This window comes from Pseudomonas urmiensis (genome assembly GCF_014268815.2).
GTDB classification, from domain to species: domain Bacteria; phylum Pseudomonadota; class Gammaproteobacteria; order Pseudomonadales; family Pseudomonadaceae; genus Aquipseudomonas; species Aquipseudomonas urmiensis.
On sequence record NZ_JABWRE020000001.1, the window covers coordinates 1,853,029 to 1,871,719 of the forward strand.

The window sequence follows — 18,691 nt, forward strand, 5'->3', positions numbered from 1 at the left end:
TGCAGGAAGAAATGGTTCCCGGTGGAAACAACGCAAAGACGAGCACGCACGGGCGCAGGCGCGCACGCGCAAACCGGCCTGCGCCCGCCCACCGCGGGTTTGCCAACTGAAGCTTCAGGCCGGTCTCCGGGCTTGCGAGGATCAAGAAACCTTCACCTTCCCATGCATGCGCACAGTGGTCTGTCGAAGATTTCGCTCGCTTACCGTTGCGGGGGCAGCGCCGGACTTGTCGTGAACACGACGCACCGGCTTCCCGTTTCACCCTGCGCACGGCGGCGCAGGACACCTGAAACTGGCGCGCATCTGACCACCGAATGCAGGGGGCGTCAACGCAGCGCAGTAGGAAATTTCTGTGATGGGACGCAGGTTTATGAGTTTTTACTGATTTTTTTTCGAACTTTTCACATTCAGCGTGCCTCGAAGCGAGCGATTCCCATCAACATTCACGTCATGGAGACTTCCGCGAATGTCCACCCGTAATCTGCTGCGTCACTCTTGCCTGCTTGCCCTGTTGGGCGCTCCCCTGGCGGCCTCTGCCGCGCCAAGCACCGATCCACTGTTCACCTTCGGTGTGCTGGGTAGCTACGACAAGTTCAAGTATGAGGGCGGCTCGCAGTCCGAGACCGATCACCTGGGCCAGGGCGGTGTATTCGCCAACTTCGGCAACAAGATGACCGCTGAATCCGGCTTGATCTATCAGGTTGGCGCCGAGGCCAAATATGGCAAGAAGAACGACAACAAGCTCAAGGAAGCCCAGATCGACCTCGACCTGGGTTGGCGCGCCGCGCTGGATGCGCGCAACTTCGTCGACATCACCGTCGGCGGTGGCTATGACTGGTCGCGCTTTGAGCCTGAGCTCAACGACCTGGACACCGAGCTGACCTACAAGTCGCCGTTCGCCAAGGCTGCGCTGGGCTACAACCATCAGTTCGATGCCGCGACCCTGCGCGTTGAAGTGGGCGCACGGCACACGATCGATGGCCGCGCCAAGCTCAAGGTGGATGATTTTGGCAGCGACACCGTCGACATGAAGGACCGCACCAATCCGTATGCCGAGGTCAGCCTGCTGATGAACCAGCAAGGCGGCATGCCGATCTATGCCGGGGTTTACTACACCCGCACCGAGTACAAGCTCGATGAGGATTCGCCGGTAGCCGATAACACCAAGCTCAAGCGCGATGAGTTTGGTGTCAAGGTAGGTCTGGCGTTCTGAGTTAGGCGTCAGGTAGCTGTTGCCTGCACCGGCCCCTTCGCGGGCTTGCCCGCGAAGAGGCCGGTACAGACAGCGCAAAATGCTGCTGTTAGCGTCCGCGCCGCCGGGACACCCGCGCCTCGATATTCTTGCGCCCGATCAACAGCGCAGGCTTCTCCACCACCGGCTCGTCGGCCAGCCATTTGTACATCACCAAACAATCCACCAACCCCAGCCGGGCATGCCGATAGGCCTTGGGCAGGCGCCCGACCGTTTCGAACCCCAGCGTGTGCCAGAGCGCCACGGCCACCTCGTTAGTGGCCACCACCGAGTTGAACTGCAGGGCGAGAAAACCTTCTTGGCGCGCCAACTTCTGCGAGTGCTCGCACATCAGCTTGGCCACCCCGCGCCCGCGTGCTGCCGGGCAGACCATGTAGCCGCAATTGCCCACGTGCGCGCCGGGGCCAGCGGCGTTGGCCTTGAGAAAGTACGACCCGAGCAACTCACCGTCCTGTTCTGCCACCAACGTGCGCAGGGGCAGCTCCAGCCACAACTGGCGTGCCTGTTCGGCATTCAGCTGCGGGTCGTAGGCATAGGTCTCGCGGGCTTGGACGATGCTCTGGAAAGTCGGCCAGAAGCGTTCGAAGTCTTCCGGGGTCATGGGGCGGATGTGAATCATGGCGGTTCCTGCGCAGGCTTGGCCGCCAAGTCTGGTGGGCGCAGCGTCGCCGCGCAAGGGCGGCGACGCTGGCTGGGGTTTACTCGCTGGTCTTGCCCACCGCATCCAGCGCGCGCGCCGAGTAGACCAGCGCCGCCCCTGCGTTCATCGCCACCGCCACGCCCAGCGCCTCGGCGATCTCCTCGCGGCTGGCGCCGTGCTTGACGGCCTGTTGCGAATGCACCGCGATACAGCCGTCGCAGCGGGTCGTCACGGCCACGGCCAGGGAGATCAGTTCGCGGGTCTTGGCGTCCAGGTGGTTGGTCTTGGCCCCGGCGCCGCTGGCGGTCATGTAGCCGGCCACGGTATCGGGCGACAGTTGCTTGAGATCGCCGATGCCGGCCATCAGCTGCTTACGGTAGGCGTCCCAGTCCATCATGCTCATTGTCTTCACCTTGTGGGGTTTACGGCAGGAGCTTTCAGGCTAGTCGAATGTGCGCGGCGAGGAGGGGGGAAGATGGTCGGAAAAAACTACGACTTACGAACCTGTCGACACCGTGGGAGCGTCTGAGTTGGCTCCCACGTTGCCCAGCAGGGGTTCAGATGTAGATGAACAGCAACAGCAATGCTGCCACCACTGCCCATTTCTCCAGGTAGTAGCGCATGCGATTACGCTTTTTCAGCGCCTTGCCGCGTTCACGGATCTTGTAGATGCGGGTGAACAGGCGGTTGATGCCGCCAGTCTTGTCATTGGCATTGTTGGGCGCCGCAGCAGCGGCCATGACATTGCGGCTGAACCAGCGATTGAACGCGGTCGCCCAACGGTACTTGAGCGGCCGCTCGACGTCGCAGAACAGGATGATCCGGTTGTGCTCGGTGGTGTTGGCGGCGTAATGGATGTAGGTCTCGTCGAACACTACTGCCTCGCCATCGCGCCAGGAATACTTCTCGCCGTCCACGTCGATGTAGCAGCCATCGTCGTTCGGCGTGTCCAGGCCTAGGTGGTAGCGGTACGAGCCGGCATACGGGTCGCGGTGGCGCACCAGCTTGGCGCCGGGCGGCAGGGTGGCGAACATCGCCGCTTTAACCGTGCCGATACCCTGCAGCAGCTCGGTGGTCCGTGGGCACAGGTTCATAGCCGAGGGGTGGCTCTCGCCATACCACTTCAGGTAGAAGCGCTTCCAACCGGTCTTGAAGAACGAGTTGAAACCGACATCGTCATAGTTATCGGACTTCTTGATCTCGCCCACGTGCAGCAACTGCTGGGCTTCCTCGCGGATTTCCTGCCAATGGTCCTTGAGCGGTTGCAGCTCGGGGAAAGACTCCACCGGCAGGTAAGGCTTGGCCGGGTGCTTGGAGAACAGGTACAGGAAGCTGTTGACCGGAGCCAGGAAACTTGAGTGATCGCCCAGTTGGCGAGTCAACTTGTGTCGTACCCGACCGCGTAGGTGAACATAGGCGATCGAGAGAACGAAGATCAGTACGAGTGCAATTTTCATGAACGGATACTTGTCGAAAATGGCCATGCGCCATGGCGTAAGCGCGCCAGCATAAACAATCGTCGTAGGACTTTGTACCTCTTGTTACATCCAATCGGGGTGACTTTGGTTCAATGGCCTACCGATTGCGCAAACGTTTCAACTGGTTTTTTGCCGATTTATAGACTAGGGAAGCGGTACACTCAGGTTCGCCTTCACCCATCAGGAATGCCCATGGCCAAGGAAGCACGCCCCACTGGCAGCCCTTTCAAACGTCTGTTTTTCGCCCTGTCACTGAGCGAGGCGCAGCATCGTGCAATTGCGCAATGGCGACGTGAGCTGGGTTTACGCAGCGGTAAACCGGTGCCGGCAGAAAACTTCCACCTGACCTTGCTGTTTCTGGGGGATGTCGACGCGGCGCAGCTGCCGGCGTTGTGTGCGGCAGTCGATAGCATTGCCCGTCCGCAGGCGCCGCTGCGCCTGGTGCTGGACCGGTTGCAGGTGTGGCCGCGCCCTGGCGTGTTGGTGCTCGAAGCTGAGCAAACTCCCCCAGCGCTGCGCCAACTGGTCTATGCGCTGGAGCAGGCGGCGCTAGCGTTGGGGATTGCCCGCGAGTCGCGCGAATACCGCCCGCACCTGACCTTGGCACGGGAGTTCCGCGGCCAGCTGCCAGAGGCCGCCAGCGCGCCGGAGTTTTTCCTCAGTGCGCGCCACTTCACCTTGTACGAGTCACGCAAGGGCCGCTACTGGCCACTGGCGCAGTGGCCCTTGCTGGACTGACCCAGGCCTCAGAACTGCGGCGTGTACTTGACCGTCAGCATGAAGTTGCGCGGCTCGCCGTAGTTGTTGCTGCCATTGAGCTGGTTGAAGCCCGCTACCCAGTACTTCTTGTCGAACAGGTTGTTGGCGTTGACCGCCAGGTTGACTTCCGGGGTCAGCTGATAGGCAACGCGTGCGCTCCACACGGTGTAGCCGGGCACGCTGTAGGTACGTTCGTAACCGAGGGTGTGGCTTTGCGTGGTGAAGCCCAGGCCGGTGCTCCAGCGCTGGTCATCCACCGGTAGCTGATAGTCGGCCCAGGCGCGCAGCATGTGCTTGGGCGTCCACTGGCTGAACACGCGGCCTTCTTCGTCCGGGTCGTCAAGGAATTTGGTGGTGTTGTAGGTGTAGCCGGCAAACAACTGCAGGCCGCTGAGCACTTCGCCGCTGATCTCGGCTTCTACGCCCTGGCTGCGGACCTTGCCGGCGGCCGTGGAGCAGTACCAGTCGTCACAGGCAAAACCCGAGGCGGTATCGGTGACTGCGCGGTTTTCCTGATCGTAACGGAACAGCGCGATCGATGTGTTGATCCGTCCGTCGAGCAGCTCGGCCTTCAGGCCGGTTTCATAGTTACTGCCGATCACAGGCTTGAGCGGGGTATTGCCGACCGCGCGTTCGGTTTGCGGGATAAACACGTCGGTGTAGCTGGCGTACCAGGCCCACTCGCGAGTCAGGTCGTAGACAAAGCCCGCGTACGGGGTGACTTGCCCGGTTTCGGTCATGCGGCTGGTGGGATAACGATTGCCCGGATCGTTCGGGCCATTGAAGTCGATCGAGTCCCAGCTGTAGTCGAACCAGCTCACGCGGGTACCCAGTACCAAGGTCAGGTCCTCGACTGGCTTGACGCGCCAGGCGCCGTACAGGCCCTTCTGGCGGATGTCGTAACTGGCCTTGTTGGCGCGGCCCATGTTGCTTGCCAGCAAGCTGTCACGGCTGGGTTCCGGGCGGCCATGGTCGATGTCGAAGATGCTGTCATCGGGGTCGGCGGCAAAGTTGCGCCAGTAGGCATCGTCCGAGGTCAGCTTGGAGTAGTTGCCACCGACGGTCACTTCGTGTGCCACGGAGCCTGTGTCAAAGTGCCCGACCAGGTTCATGTCCAGGCCGATCTTGGTGTTGTGGAAGTCGGTGATCCAGTCGGCATAGGTGATGCCAGTACCATCGGGCTTCAGGCCCTGGCCGGTGGTCTGTACGCGCTGGTGGGTCGAAGTGTTGGTCTCGTCCATGCGAATGGCCGCGGCCTTGTAGGTCCAGTCGTCGTTGAAGCGGTGCTCAAGGTCCAGGTAATAGGTGGTGACGTCGGTCTCGGCGCGGCTCCAGCGGGCGCCGGTGTAGGTCGAACGCGACACGTTGGCCGGCTTGCCGTCGGCGTAGCGGGGAATACCACGCAGCATCGGCCGGGATTGCTCGCGGCTGTAGCTGATGCCGCCGCCGATGGTAGTGGCATCGCTCAGGTCGATGTCCAGGGCGCCATACAGCGAGTGGGTCTTGCCCCACTGGTAATCGATGAAGCTGTCGCTCTGGTCTTCATCGAGCACCATCCGCCCGCGCACCTTGCCGTCGCTGGTCAACGGACCGCCAGCGTCCAGCTGCAGGCCATAGTGATCCCAGGAGCCGGCCTTGCCGGTAATCGCCACGGTGGGTTTGGCCTGGCCGCGCTTGCGCACCAGGTTGATCGCGCCACCTGGGCTGCCGGTGCCTTGCAACAGGCCGGAGGCGCCGCGCAGGACTTCGACGCGGTCGAAGAACACCAGGTCCTGGGTCGCCCAGTTGCCCAGCGAGTAGTTGTTGCGCGGGATGGGTACGCCGTCGTACTGCCAGTCATCGATCTGGAAGCCGCGCGAGGTGATGACCATGCCCGGGCCGATGCCCTGGGCACCGACCAGGCCGGTGGTGTGGTTGAGCGCGTCTTTGAGGTCGGTGATGCCCTGATCGTCGAGCTGCTTGCGGGTGATCACCGTCACCGACTGGGGGATTTCTTTAAGGGTGTGCGTGCCTTTGCCCAGGGTCACTGCGCGGGCCGCATAAGAGCCACTGCCTTCGCTGGTGGCGTCGAGATAGTTGTCGGTGACACTGGTCGCGCCCAGCTCCATCACGTCCTCGCCAGCGCTGGCCGGGGCCACGCTGAAGTGGCCACTGGCGCTCACCCGCAACTGCAAGCCGCTACCGGCCAGGGCGGCCTGCATGGCCTGTTCGGCGCTCATCTGGCCGACCACGGCCGGGGCCTGCTTGCCGCGCACCAGCGCCGGTTCCAGGGCAATGATGTGGCCGCTCTGGCTGGCGATGCGATTGAGCGTGGTGGCCAGGCTCGCGGGCGGCAGGTTGAACGACAGGGTCTGCGCCTGGACCAAGGCACTGAAGCTGCTCAGAGCGACGACGAGGGGCAGGGCGCGGGGCCAGTTGTTGTGCACGGTGTACTCCCGATTTAGAGGTTGGCTGTCAGGAGATAGGTGGGACGAAATTTGAAAACCGGACACCATTACGAATGATTTGCAAAAATATTTTCATTATTGGCGTTTTGGCCCGATCAAGGTCAGCCACGGACCATAGCGCTTGACCTCGATCGGCAGGGCCTCGCTGAGTGCGGCCAAGGCGTGTTGCGGCTGGTCCAGGGTGAATACCCCTTGTACGCGCAAGGTGGCGATATCCGGGGCCACGCGGATGTAGCCACGCTGATAGGGGCGCAGCGCATCGACCACCGCCTGCAGCGGCTCGTCGAGCACTTCCAGGCGGCCATCGAGCCAGGCCGCGCGCTGCTGTTGCTCGCTGGCCAGAGGTTCGATGCCGGTGGCGCGCAGCAGCGCAGCCTGGCCCTGTTGCACGTCCAGCTGACGGCCATCGACAAGGCTGGCGCGCACGCTGTGTTCAAGCACTACCACCCGCGTGGCGTCGAGCTCCTGGCTGACCAAAAAGCGTGTGCCAAGGGCCTGCAGCTGGCCTTGCGCAGTGCGCACGCGCAGCGGCCGCTTAGGATCGGGCGCCACCTGGATCACCAGTTCACCGTGGCGCAGCACCAGCAGACGTTGTTCGGCGTCGAACAACAGGTCGACGGCACTGGCGCTGTTCAGGCTCAGGTGGCTGCCATCGTCCAGGGTGAAGCTGCGCCGCTCGCCGGCGCCGGTATGCAGATCGGCCATCCAGTCCTGGGCGGTGTCACTGCGCCAGCCTGCCCACAGGCCGCCACCCAGCAGGCCAAGGCCGGCCAGGCCGCGCAGTACTTCGCGCCGCGACTGTGTGGGCTGCAGCAGCAGGTTACGCGCGGTACTGGCTTGGCCCGGCGCGCGTTGATCGAGCGTGCGCAGCGCCGCGCACGGGCGAGCCAGGCGTTGTTGCAGGCGATCCCAGGCCTGCTGGTGGCGTGGGTCCTGCTCCAGCCACTGCTGCAGGCGCTGCAACAGGGCGGCATCGGGGCTGCGCGCATTGAGCTCGACCATCCAGTCGATGGCTTGTTCGCTGATGCTGTCCAGCGTGCGCGCGCTCATGGTTGCAGCTCGCACAGGTAGCACTGGCGCAGGGCCTGTTTCATGTAGCGGCTGACGGTGCGCTCTGACAGCTGCAGCTTGCTGGCGATCTCGACATAGCTCATGCCATCGAGCTGGCTGTAGAGGAAGGCGGTCTTGACGATTGCAGGCAGGCCATCGAGCACTTGGTCGATGGTCAGCAAGGCTTCGATCAAGAGCAGCTGCTCTTCGGCCGAAGGGGCGACCTGCTCGGGCAGCAGGGCCAGGCGTTCGAGGTAGGCCTGTTCCAGTTGACGGCGGCGGTGGCGGTCGAAGATCAGCCGCCGGGCGATGGTCGAGAGGTAGGCGCGTGGTTGCTCGATGCTGTCCGGATCGACCCGCGCCCCGAGCATCTGGCAGAACGCTTCGGCCGCAGTGTCTTCGGCATCGGCGCGATTGCGCAGGCGCTTGTGGATGTGTTGGAGCAGCCAGCGGTGATGGTCGCTGAAAAAGAAGCCCAGCTTGCGGGTCGAGGAGCTGTCCAACGATTGATATCCGATCGTGAGTGTGAATCGTTCTCAATGGTAGCTGGGGAGGTTGTGCTCTCGCAATGGGAATCAATAGGGGCCGCAAAGCGGACCCAGCGCTCCTGCGCTCAAGCCGCTGCCTCGACCCCCTCGAACAGCCGCAGCCCCAACTGACGCGCCCGCTGCAGATTGCCCGCATTGTCCCCGCTCTCACTGTCCGCCAACAGCGTCGAACCCAGCACCCGCGCGCCGCAGTAATCGAAAATGCCGTGCTCGATCTGGGTAACCATCGCCTGCCCATAACCATGGCGTTCGAAGGTCCCCGCATCGGCCCCGGCGACCCCAACCAGTTGCACCGGCAGCCCGCCCAGTTTCTTGATCAATTTGCCGTCGGGGTGATAGTCGAACGCCCAGCCATTGCTGAACACCCGCTCGACCCAGCCCTTGAGCAGCGCGGGTAGCGACCACCAGTAGATCGGGTACACCAGCACCAGGGCATCGGCGCGTTCCACCCGTGCTTGCTCGAGCAGCACATCGGCCGGTGGCCCAGCCAAGCGGCGGTGCACCGCATGGTCAGCCAGGCCGAAGCGTGGATCGAAACCTTCCCTGGCCAGGTCGGCGATTTCACTGCTGTGTCCGGCGCGGGCCAGGCCTTCGGCGATCTGCCCGGCGAGGGCGTGGGTCAGCGAGGCGGGGTCGTGGTGGCCGATGACGATCAAGGCTTTCATGCTCGATTCTCCAGGATAGGGGTGCGCGCTAGCCACAGGGGCTATATACTCAAGGTAAGTTACGATTAGTAAGTTACTTTTGGTAGGTAAGCGATGTCAAGCGCCGAAAAAACCTCGCCGCGTAAACGCCTGTCGCGTGACGAACGTCGCCGCCAGTTGCTGGAGGTGGCCTGGCAGTTGGTCCGCGAGGAGGGCACCGATGCGCTGAGCCTGGGCCGCCTGGCCGAGCAGGCGGGGGTCACCAAGCCGGTGGTGTATGACCATTTCGAAACCCGCACCGGCTTGTTGGCGGCGCTGTATCAGGAGTACGACGCGCGCCAGACGACCATGCTCGATGCGGCATTGGCGCACTGCGAGCCGAACGTGCATAGTCGAGCGGCGGTGATTGCCCAGGCCTATGTCGATTGTGTGCTGAGCCAAGGGCGAGAGATTCCGGGCGTCAGCGCGGCCTTGGCGGGTTCGCCGGAAATGGAAGCGTTGAAACGAGTCTATGAAGGGCCGTTTCTGGAAAAGTGTCGCCTGGCCCTGGCGCCGTTTGCCCCAGGTGGGGATGTTGGCGTGGCGGGGTTGCGGGTGTTGGTGGGTGCGGCAGATGCGTTGGCGCTGGCGGCAGCGGCGGGCGAGTTGACGGCGGAGCAGGCCAGGCAGGAGTTGCAGGCGACCATTGTGGCGATGGTGGGGCGTCAGTGAGCGTAGTTATGACCCTGGACCGCTGCAGGCTCCATCGCAGGCTTTTGTAGGAGCGGGCTTGCCTGCGATGGAGCGCGCAGCGGTCCCAGGATCGATCACGCCACCGGAATCAACGGATCCGCCGCCGCCAACGCCGCAACCTTGTCTGCCGCTGGCGGATAGATCCACACCGAGTTGATCTGCTGCTTGAGTTGTTTGGCCTTGAATCGGTCCTCAGGCGGCGCCACCTGGCGATCCCAGCCCTCGGTATACACCGCGCCCCAGGCGCCCAGGTCCAGACAGGTCACGTACTTGGGCTGGCTGTAGGTCATCGGCGCCTCGCCGATCAATTCGGCGGCGGCATTGTTGCCGGCATAACGCCCCAGCGGAATCGCGTGCTGGCAGGACATCACCGCATAGTTGCCGACCTCGTCGCACGCCGCATAGGCCACATCACCGGCGGCATAGACCGCGCCATTGCCCTTGACCTTGAGGTTGCCGTCGACATGCAGGCGGCCCTGGCGGTCGCGTTCGCCACGGATCTGCTCGGTGAGCGGGTTGGCCTTGAAGCCCACGGTCCAGATCACGGTCTTGGCCGGGATGCGCTGGCCATTGTCCAGCAGCACCCCATCGCCATCGACTGAGGCCACGGTGGCGCCGCAGATCCATTCGATGCCCAGCTCGGTTGAAGCCGCCTCGATGGCCGGGCTGATCCCCGCGCCCAGCGCTGCGCCAATTTTCGCGCCGCGATCGACCACGACAATGCGCGGGGTCACCTGCTCACCGAAAATGGCGCGCAGCCGGGTCGGCAATTCGGTCGCGGTCTCGATGCCGGTAAAGCCGCCGCCGGCGACTACCACGGTATTGCGCGCTGGGCTGTCAGGCTGGGAGGCGAGCGACTTGAGGTGCTCTTCCAGGCGTGTCGCCGAGTCGATCTTGTCGACGTCGAAGGCGTGTTGATCGAAACCCTCCAGCGCAGGGCGGTTAAGCAGGCTGCCACAGGCCATGATCAGCCGGTCATAGCCAATGCTCAGCTCAGCCCCGGAAGGATCACGATAAGCCACCGACTGGCGGCCCTCATCGATGCGGTAGGCGGTGCCTTTGATAAAGCGCACGTTGACCGCGTCGAACAGCGCTTGCAGGGGGGCGGCCATGGTGTGCACGTCGGGCTCATAAAACCGCGGGCGCACGTGCAACTCGGCTTTGGGCGCAAGTACGCTGATCTGCACATCGTCGCGGCCCTGCAGGTCAAGCAGGCGCGCGGCACCCAAGGCGCTCCATAGGCCGGCGAAGCCTGCGCCAATGACAAGAATCTGTTTCATCGTTGTGCTCCAGGTGATTATTGGAATTATCAGTTCGGGCACGGCACGTGAACGGCGCGCATAAAGCTCGCTCGAAACGCAGAGGGGGCGCCTTTCCAGTTGGCTGGCCGATGGAAATGATAGGCCCTCCTGGCAAGTGCGTGCCGTGCTCCGACAAACGCAGCAGCCCACGCAGGTGTTGAGTTTGTTGCGCTGGATGCTAGGCGCGCAGGGCGTTTGGCCCTAGGCCAAAGAACCCTGGATTTCGGCCAGGGGCACGCTGCGGGCGAAACGTGCGCGGTAGTCGCGCGGGGTCACTGCCAAGTGGCGCTGGAACGCCAGGCGCAAGCGTTCTTCGCTGCCGAACCCGCACTGACGGGCGATTTGCTCGATCTGCAGGTCAGTGTTTTCCAGCAGGCGCCGGGCCGCTTCCAGACGAAACACTTCAATGGCCTTGGCCGGAGTGCGTCCGGTTTTTTGTTTGTACACCCGCGTGAAGTTACGCAGGCTCATGCACGCTTGCCCAGCCAGGCGCTCGACACTCAGCTGTGGATCGTGCAAATGCTCATTGAGCCACAGGTGCAGTTCATCGAAGGCGGCGCTGTGCTCGCCCTGGGCCTTGAGCAACTCGCTGAACTGCGCCTGGCCACCAGGGCGCTTGAGGAAAACCACCAGCTCGCGGGCCACCTGCATCGCCACCTCACGGCCGCAATCAGCCTCGACCAGGGCCAACGCCAAGTCGATGCCAGCGCTGACCCCGGCCGAGGTCCAGACCTGCTCTTGCTGCACGAAGATCGCCTCGGCATCCACCTCGATGGCAGGAAAGCGCTGGCGCAGGGCATCGCACATGGCCCAATGGGTGGCGGCCCGGCGTCCGTCGAGTAGACCGGCGGCCGCCAGCAGGAAGGTGCCGCTGCACACCGAGGCGGTGCGCCGTGCCTTGGCGGCGACCTGACGCAAGCAACTGACCAGTTCGACGTGCTCAGGCAGGGTGCGCACGATCTCCGGCGCACCGGGCACTACCAGGGTGTCGATCTGTTCGAGCAGTAGTGGCTCAAGGGGCTCGGTGTGCACCCGCAGACCTTCGGCGCTTGCAATCAATCCACCCGGCACGCTGGCCGTACACACCCGATAACCGGCCAGGCCACGTTCTGCGCAGGCCTTGTTGGCGGCCCAGAACACCGTTTGCGCGCCGGTCAGGTCGAGCAGGCCCATGTGCGCATAGGCCAGGAACAGCACCAGGCGAGGTTGGCTGACGGACGTGGCGACAGTGTCGGGAACGTTGGCTGCGTGGGTCATGCTCAGGTGTCCGGAGCGGCTATCAGGTTGAGTGCCTATGTTACTCCAGGCTCGGGCTGCCGGGCCTTGCGCTTATCGCGTGTTGCACCAGCGCTAACAACAAGCGCTTCGCGTAGCGCGGTGAGTGTGCAACGTGTCCAGTCACCGGGGTAGCGGTCAGATCGACAAGCGCACCAGGCGGTTATCCAGTGGTTGCTCCTGATTGCGGCGTTTGTTGACCACCAGCTCGCCAATGGCGATCAGCCGGGTGCGGGTAACGTTGCGCGATAAGCCGAGCAACTGCGCGGTGTGCACCTGGTTGTAATGGCAGAAGCGATAGGCCGAGCGCAGCAGGGCGTTCTCGACTTTCTCGTAAAGCTCGCCTGGCTGCTCTTCATAGAGCCGACTGAAGGCCAGTTGCAACAGATCTTCGACCGCATCGCCGCTGGATGCACGCGCGGTGCTCTCGTCCTGACGTTCCAGGCGCAGGTTCGACAGACGCAGGTCTTGCGCCTGGATCTCGCCATTGCCGCAGGTCAGCAGGCTGTGGTGAATGACGTTTTCCAGCTCGCGAATGTTGCCCGGCCAGCTGTATTCGACCAGCTTGGCCTGGGCGCGTGGGCTGAGCTCCACTTGGCCATAGCTCAGGCGTTCGCTGTAGCTGCGGATGAAGTGCCGCGCCAATGGCAGGATGTCGCCCGGCCGCTCGCGCAGCGGATGCAGCGACAAGGTCACCACGTTCAGGCGGTAATACAGGTCTTCGCGAAAGTGCCCGGCGTTGATGGCCTTTTCCAGTTGTACGTTGGTCGCTGCCAGCACTCGCACGTTGATCGGGATACTTTTGCGCGAGCCCAGGCGCACGACTTCTCGCTCCTGTAGCACGCGCAGCAACTTGACCTGGATCGGCAGCGGCAGGTCGCCGATCTCATCGAGAAACAGCGTGCCGCCGTTGGCTTCCTCGAACCAGCCAGCCTTCGCTGCCAAGGCGCCGGTGAAGGCGCCCTTGTCGTGGCCGAATAGCTCCGCTTCCACCAGCGACTCGGAGAACGCGCCGCAGTTGACCGCGACGAACGGCCCGTTGCGTCGGCCACTGAGGTTGTGGATGTGGCGCGCGACCAGCTCCTTGCCCGTGCCGGTCTCGCCGATGATCAGGACGCTGGCCTCACTGGGGGCGACCTGTTGCAAGTGGGCGAGCAGCGCCTGCGACCTGGGGTCTTCGAAGACCTGTGCGGTCGCCCTGATCGAGGTAGCCAATGACGGTGACGGGGGGAGGGTCAGCAATTGCATGAGCGTGCCTTATGAATAGAAAGACGGGACGGGACGCTTGCCGTTGAGGGCCCACTCGCCGAGCTCATGGATGCGATAGTCCACAGGGTCGTGCAAGGTTTGCGTCCTCAGGTTGCGCCAATGGCGGTCGAAGCGCAGCGAGGCATGGGTCGCGCGGGCTCCGGTGACTTCGAACAGGCGGTTGCAGATATCCAGGCCATGGCGGGTGGCGGCGACCTTGGCGGTGCCAATGGCCACGGCCAGGTCACCGCGCTCCTCGGCAGTCAGGGCATGCTCCTTGGCCCAGGCGCGGTCGAGCTGTTCGGCGGCGCGCTCGATCAACAGGCGCACGGTTTCCAGACCGACCCAGAACTCGCCGTAATGGCGCAGGATGTACGGGTCTTCGCTGCTGCTGGTGGCCTCGGAGCGGAACCACGGCCGGCTCTCCTTGAGGCTGTACTGGCGTGCTTCGGCAAAGGCGCCCTCGGCGATGCCGAGGAACAGGTTGGCAAAATGCAACTGGGCGATCAGTGGCCGCAAGGCCGCGAATGGTGTGCTCAGCGGGCCGGGGTCGAGCAGCAGTTCGTCATGCTCGACGCGCACACGCTCGAACGTGGCGCTGCCGCTGTCGGTCTGGCGCTGGCCGATATTGTTCCAGTCATTGTGCAGGGTGATGCCGGTGCGCCCGCTGGGGATCGCGGCAATCAGCAGCTTGCCGCCCGCACGCTCGTCCACCGCCGAGGCGATGAGCATTTCCGAGTCGCTGGCCCCTGAGCAAAAGCTCTTCTGCCCGGAAAACTCACACCAGCCGTCGAAGTGCTTGACCTGGGTGCGGGTATCCAACGGGTTCAGTGCGTTGCCCCAGAACCAGTGCTTGCGCGCGGTCTGTTCGAACCACGGTTGCCACTGATCAGGGCGGGAGAACAGCCGCACGGTGGCCAGCATCAGGTGATGAAAGCCAAACACGTGGGCGATCGAGCTGTCGACGCGGGCAAACTCGCGTACCACTGCAAAGGTGTCGCGCCAGTTGGCCCCTTGGCCGCCGTAGGCGCTCGGGATGGCCAGCGACAACAGGCCGCTGCTGCGCAGGGCATCGCGCTCGGCTTTGGGCGTGCCGCCGCGCTCGTCACGCTCGACGGCGGTCTGGGCAAACTGCCCGGCCAGTTCTTGGGCGATGGCCAGGGCAGGGCGTTGGGCAGGTTTCACGGGTGCATTCATGGCCGCTCCTCAGGCGCTTTTGCGCAGCGCATGGTGAGCCGCGAACAACGGCACGGCGCGCTCGGCGGCCAGTCGGATGCGCGCAGCCAAAGCTTCGCTGGTCACCCGGTAGTCGGCCAGCTCGTTCTGGCTGGCGTATACGCCGATGGGCAAGGTCAGCGCTTGCAGGAAGCTGAACAGTGGCCGCAGCTGATGATCGAGGACCAGCGCATGGCGTTCGCTGCCGCCGGTGGCTGCCAGCAGTACTGGCGTGTCGACCAGCGCATCCTGGCCGATCAAGTCGAACAGGTGCTTGAAGTGGCCAGGGAAGCTGCCGCGATAGACCGGCGTGGTCACCACCAGCAGGTCGGCCTTTTCCACCAGGCGCAGTTGTTGCTCGACGCTCTCGGGCAGCTCGCTGCGCCACAACGCCGCGCCCAGTGGGCGGGCGATATCGCCCAGTTCGATTAGCTGCGCCTTGATGTGCAGGTGCTGGCTCAGTTCAGCGAGGATGGCCTCGGTCAGGGCCAAGGTGCGCGAGGGGCGGCCGGTGCCACCGGACAAAGCGACGACGTTCAACGGGGTGCTCATGGCAAGTCTCCAGGTCAGGTTGAGCGGGACTTTGCTTGAGCAATCGTCGTGCCTATTTTAAATGTCCATATAGATCAACAGGTTGCATCGTTTCGTTGTGCAGCCGGTGTTGCCTTGTGGGCCTGGATGTTGATCAACTGTTGCGCTGCGAACAGTTGGCCTGGTGTTGGCGGCTGTGCAGTGCAGAGAGTTATAGAGGATTTGCGTCAGGATAAAAAAGAATAAGAATTCATATTCTTATTCGTTTATGAGATTTAACAGTGAGGGATTTTGCGCTGAGATGTACCGGCCTCTTCGCGGGGCAAGCCCGCTCCCACGCCAGGTTGTTCAGCTATGCGGCGAGGTATGATCGCCACCGGCATACTGCGCCTTCAGATGCCCCTGCTCATCGAGCAGATAGGCATCCATCACCTCGCGCACCACAGGCCCGGCAACCCGGCCCCCGGCTTCACCGTTCTCGATCATCACCGCCACCACGATCGAGGGATGATCAGCCGGGGCAAAACCTACGAACAGCGCGTTATCGCGATGGCGCTCCAGGGTCTTGTTGCGGTTGTAGCGTTCACCCTGGCGGATTGCGACAACCTGTGCAGTACCGCTCTTGCCGGCAATCCGGTACTGCGCGCCGGCGGCGGACGCCCGGGCAATACCGCGTGGGTCGTGCATGACCATCTGCATGCCTTGGCTGACCTGATCCCAGGCGCGCTTGTCGCGCAGGACGATATCAGGCATCGGATGCGGATCGACCGGCTGCTCACCGGCGACGGTCATTGCCAGGTGCGGCCGGTGCCACACACCCTTGCTGGCGAGCAGGCTGGTGGCCTGGGCCAGCTGCAACGGGGTGACCTGCATGTAGCCCTGGCCGATGCCGAGGATCAGCGTTTCGCCCGGGAACCAGGCCTGACGGCGGGTGGCACGTTTCCACTGGGCTGAAGGCATCAAGCCTGCGGCTTCTTCGAACATGTCCAGCGAGACCTTCTGGCCCAGGCCAAATTCGGCCATGTAGTCATGCAGGCGATCGATGCCCAGCTTGTGCGCCAGGTCGTAGAAGTAGGTGTCGTTGGAGCGCATGATCGCGCTGTACATGTCCACCCAGCCATCGCCGCTGCGGTTCCAGTTGCGGTATTTGTGCGCATAGTTGGGCAGCTCGTAGTAGCCGGGGTCGAACACCCGGCTGGCCGGGGTGATGACGCCGCTGTCCAGGCCTGCGATGGCCTCCTCTGGCTTGACCGTCGAGCCTGGCGCATACAGCCCGCGCAGCACCCGGTTGAACAGCGGTCGGTCGATCGAGTCGCGCAGGGCGGCGTACTGCTTGAAGCTGATGCCTTTGACGAACAGGTTGGGATCAAAGCTTGGCTTGCTGACCATCGCCAGCACATCGCCGCTGGCAGGGTCGAGCGCTACCACTGACCCGCGTCGGTCGCCCAGGGCCTTTTCAGCGGCCTGCTGCAAGTGCGCGTCGAGGGTCAGGATGATGTCCTTGCCGGGGGTCGGGTCCTGGTGACGCAGTACGCGCATGACCCGGCCCTGGGCGTTGGTCTCGACTTCCTCGTAGCCGACCTGGCCGTGCAGTTCGCGCTCGTAGAAACGCTCAATACCGGTCTTGCCGATCGACTGGGTGCCGCGATACTCGGTGGCGTCGAGGCTCTTGGCCTCCTTCTCGTTGATCCGCCCGACATAACCGACCGAGTGGGCAAAGTGCTCATTTAGCGGGTACTCGCGGATGAACTGCGCTTGGACCTCCAGCCCCGGCAAGCGGAACTGATTGACGGCGATCAGCGCGATCTGCTCCTCGGACAACCCGACCATCAACGTCACCGGCTCGAACGGCTTGCGGCCACGGCGCAGGTCCTTGTCGAATTGCACACGATCTTCCTCGCCCAGCCCGAGTATCTGCGCCAGGGCGTCGAGCACCCTGGCCGAATCACCGGCGCGTTCGCGGGTCATGGTCAGATTGAAGCTGGGTTTGTTGTCGGCCAGCACCACGCCATTGCGGTCGTAGATCAGCCCGCGTTCGGGGGCGATAGGCAGCACGTGCACGCGGTTGTTTTCCGATACCGCGCTCTGCTGGTCGTGTTGCAGGACTTGCAGCACATACAACCGCCCGACCAGCACTGCCACCAGGCCCAGGGTTAGCCCGGCACAGACCAGCAACCGGCGGTTGACCAGGTGTTTTTCTTTCTCGTGGTCTTTGAGGGGGATGGGTTGGGGCATGCGCGCTCTTGAGCTTGAGTACCGCCACCAAAAGGGCAGGTACGTTGACCGGGGCGGCGATGCTACGCAACCGATACGCCAGGCTCAAGGCGCGCGCCGCCTGGCGGGGCGCAGGTTTGGCCTGTCCGGCCCGCTATCAGTAGCTTTACCGGCCAGATGAAGATTCGTTCATGTAAGGCAGCGAGCGATACCCCGGCATAGGCTGGCTGACCCATGCCGAGGCGAGGGCATGTTCAGCGACTGAAGTCGATCACCATGCGGCCTTTGATCTTGCCTTCTTGCATCTCGTCGAAAATCTGATTGATGTCTTCGACCGGGCGCAGGGTCACCTTGGGCACGACCTTGCCTTGCGCGGCGAATTCGAACGCCTCGAGCAAGTCTTGCCGGGTGCCAACCAACGAGCCGACCACTTCGATGCCATCGAGCACCAGCCGTGGAATGTCCAGGCTCATGGCTTCTGGCGGCAAGCCTACCGCGACCAGGCGGCCACCGGCACGCAGGGCATCGACCGCCGAGTTGAACGCCGCTTTGGCCACCGCCGTGACCACCGCAGCGTGGGCGCCGCCGGTCTTCTCCTGGATGATTTTTGCGGCATCCTCGCTCCGTGAGTTGATCACCAGATCCGCGCCCATCTCGCTGGCAAAGCGCAGTTGCTCATCGTTGACATCGATGGCAATGACTTTGGCGTTGAACACGTTCTTGGCGTACTGCAGGGCCAGGTTACCCAGCCCGCCGAGGCCGTAGATGGCGATCCATTGACCGGGGCGGATGTTGGAGATCTTCACCGCCTTGTAGGTGGTGACACCTGCGCAAGTGATGCTGCTGGCGGCGGCAGAGTCGAGCCCATCCGGGACTTTGACCGAGTAATCGGCGACCACGATGCACGACTCGGCCATCCCCCCGTCGACGGTATAGCCGGAGTTCTTCACCTCGCGGCACAGCGTCTCGTTACCGCTATTGCAGTACTCGCAGTGGCCGCAGCCTTGGAAGAACCAGGCCACGCTGGCGCGGTCGCCTGGCTTGAGCGAGGTTACGCCGGGGCCGACTTGCTGAACGATACCGATGCCTTCATGGCCGAGGATCACCCCGGTCTTGTCACCGAAATCGCCGTTCTTGACGTGCAGGTCGGTGTGGCAAACGCCGCAGCACTGCATTTTCAGCAGCGCTTCACCGTGTTTGAGCGGGCGCAGGGTTTTGTCCACGACCTCGACGCGACGCCCTTGGGCAACAACAGCAGCTTTCATACATGCCTCCGTGTAATGCTGAGTGAGCTTGAGTTATTGCAGGGTCAGCATAGCCAATACCCGTGAAGCGTCGGCTGCGCGCATGACCCTGC

At 63.3% G+C, this 18,691-nt stretch carries 17 protein-coding genes and 1 riboswitch; of the genes, 3 read left to right on the forward strand and 14 right to left on the reverse strand.

Annotated features, from left to right (window positions below; genetic code table 11):
• Positions 1 to 100 precede the first annotated feature (100 nt).
• Positions 101 to 305, reverse strand: a riboswitch (cobalamin riboswitch).
• A 161-nt stretch (positions 306 to 466) separates the two neighbouring features.
• Positions 467 to 1,213 (forward strand): outer membrane beta-barrel protein, encoded by a 747-nt coding sequence (locus tag HU737_RS08190; protein WP_186553382.1) that lies wholly within the window; start codon positions 467 to 469, stop codon positions 1,211 to 1,213.
• Positions 1,214 to 1,301: 88 nt separating this feature from the next.
• On the opposite strand, the gene HU737_RS08195 is transcribed toward HU737_RS08190, so the two are convergent.
• From HU737_RS08195 to lpxO, 3 genes are all read right to left on the reverse strand, one after another.
• On the reverse strand, positions 1,302 to 1,871 hold the full coding sequence (locus HU737_RS08195; RefSeq protein ID WP_186553381.1) for a GNAT family N-acetyltransferase: 570 nt from the start codon (positions 1,869 to 1,871) through the stop codon (positions 1,302 to 1,304).
• A 79-nt stretch (positions 1,872 to 1,950) separates the two neighbouring features.
• Entirely contained in the window at positions 1,951 to 2,295 is a 345-nt protein-coding gene (locus tag HU737_RS08200; RefSeq protein ID WP_186553380.1) for a carboxymuconolactone decarboxylase family protein, read from the reverse strand.
• Between the two features lie 154 nt (positions 2,296 to 2,449).
• Positions 2,450 to 3,349 carry a lipid A hydroxylase LpxO gene (lpxO, locus tag HU737_RS08205; RefSeq protein ID WP_186553379.1) on the reverse strand — a complete coding sequence of 300 codons (900 nt, stop codon included), beginning with the start codon at positions 3,347 to 3,349 and terminating at the stop codon, positions 2,450 to 2,452.
• Positions 3,350 to 3,562: 213 nt separating this feature from the next.
• Here lpxO and thpR point away from each other — a divergent pair, with 213 nt between their 5' ends.
• Positions 3,563 to 4,108, forward strand: coding sequence for an RNA 2',3'-cyclic phosphodiesterase (thpR, locus tag HU737_RS08210; RefSeq protein ID WP_186553378.1), 546 nt, complete (start codon positions 3,563 to 3,565; stop codon positions 4,106 to 4,108).
• Positions 4,109 to 4,116: 8 nt separating this feature from the next.
• Here the strand turns inward: thpR and HU737_RS08215 are convergent, their stop codons facing one another.
• The 4 genes from HU737_RS08215 to HU737_RS08230 form a co-directional block, all read right to left on the reverse strand.
• Complete coding sequence (locus HU737_RS08215) at positions 4,117 to 6,555, reverse strand: TonB-dependent siderophore receptor (protein WP_186553377.1); 2,439 nt, start codon at positions 6,553 to 6,555, stop codon at positions 4,117 to 4,119.
• A 96-nt stretch (positions 6,556 to 6,651) separates the two neighbouring features.
• Complete coding sequence (locus tag HU737_RS08220) at positions 6,652 to 7,626, reverse strand: FecR family protein (RefSeq protein ID WP_186553376.1); 975 nt, start codon at positions 7,624 to 7,626, stop codon at positions 6,652 to 6,654.
• Positions 7,623 to 8,129, reverse strand: coding sequence for a sigma-70 family RNA polymerase sigma factor (locus tag HU737_RS08225; protein WP_186553375.1), 507 nt, complete (start codon positions 8,127 to 8,129; stop codon positions 7,623 to 7,625). The genes HU737_RS08220 and HU737_RS08225 overlap by 4 nt, the downstream gene beginning before the upstream one ends.
• 110 nt (positions 8,130 to 8,239) lie before the next feature.
• Positions 8,240 to 8,839: an NAD(P)H-dependent oxidoreductase gene (locus HU737_RS08230; protein WP_186553374.1), complete on the reverse strand. Its 600-nt coding sequence runs from the start codon at positions 8,837 to 8,839 to the stop codon at positions 8,240 to 8,242.
• Positions 8,840 to 8,932: 93 nt separating this feature from the next.
• Between HU737_RS08230 and HU737_RS08235 the strand changes: the two genes are divergently transcribed.
• Positions 8,933 to 9,529: a TetR/AcrR family transcriptional regulator gene (locus HU737_RS08235; protein ID WP_186553373.1), complete on the forward strand. Its 597-nt coding sequence runs from the start codon at positions 8,933 to 8,935 to the stop codon at positions 9,527 to 9,529.
• A gap of 95 nt (positions 9,530 to 9,624) precedes the next feature.
• Here HU737_RS08235 and HU737_RS08240 read toward each other — a convergent pair whose 3' ends face one another.
• From HU737_RS08240 to adhP, 7 genes are all read right to left on the reverse strand, one after another.
• The gene (locus HU737_RS08240; protein ID WP_186553372.1) at positions 9,625 to 10,830 is read right to left on the reverse strand and encodes an NAD(P)/FAD-dependent oxidoreductase; all 1,206 of its coding nucleotides are present in this window, start codon (positions 10,828 to 10,830) and stop codon (positions 9,625 to 9,627) included.
• Between the two features lie 222 nt (positions 10,831 to 11,052).
• On the reverse strand, positions 11,053 to 12,108 hold the full coding sequence (locus HU737_RS08245) for a GlxA family transcriptional regulator (protein WP_186553371.1): 1,056 nt from the start codon (positions 12,106 to 12,108) through the stop codon (positions 11,053 to 11,055).
• Between the two features lie 156 nt (positions 12,109 to 12,264).
• Entirely contained in the window at positions 12,265 to 13,374 is a 1,110-nt protein-coding gene (locus tag HU737_RS08250; RefSeq protein ID WP_186553370.1) for a sigma-54 interaction domain-containing protein, read from the reverse strand.
• Between the two features lie 9 nt (positions 13,375 to 13,383).
• On the reverse strand, positions 13,384 to 14,571 hold the full coding sequence (locus tag HU737_RS08255) for an acyl-CoA dehydrogenase family protein (RefSeq protein WP_186553369.1): 1,188 nt from the start codon (positions 14,569 to 14,571) through the stop codon (positions 13,384 to 13,386).
• 9 nt (positions 14,572 to 14,580) lie between these two features.
• On the reverse strand, positions 14,581 to 15,141 hold the full coding sequence (msuE, locus tag HU737_RS08260) for an FMN reductase (protein WP_186553368.1): 561 nt from the start codon (positions 15,139 to 15,141) through the stop codon (positions 14,581 to 14,583).
• Positions 15,142 to 15,468: 327 nt separating this feature from the next.
• Positions 15,469 to 17,355: a penicillin-binding protein 2 gene (gene mrdA / locus HU737_RS08265; RefSeq protein ID WP_186553367.1), complete on the reverse strand. Its 1,887-nt coding sequence runs from the start codon at positions 17,353 to 17,355 to the stop codon at positions 15,469 to 15,471.
• A gap of 233 nt (positions 17,356 to 17,588) precedes the next feature.
• Positions 17,589 to 18,599, reverse strand: a complete 1,011-nt coding sequence (gene adhP, locus HU737_RS08270) for an alcohol dehydrogenase AdhP (RefSeq protein WP_186553366.1) — start codon at positions 18,597 to 18,599, stop codon at positions 17,589 to 17,591.
• Between the last annotated feature and the right edge of the window lie 92 nt (positions 18,600 to 18,691).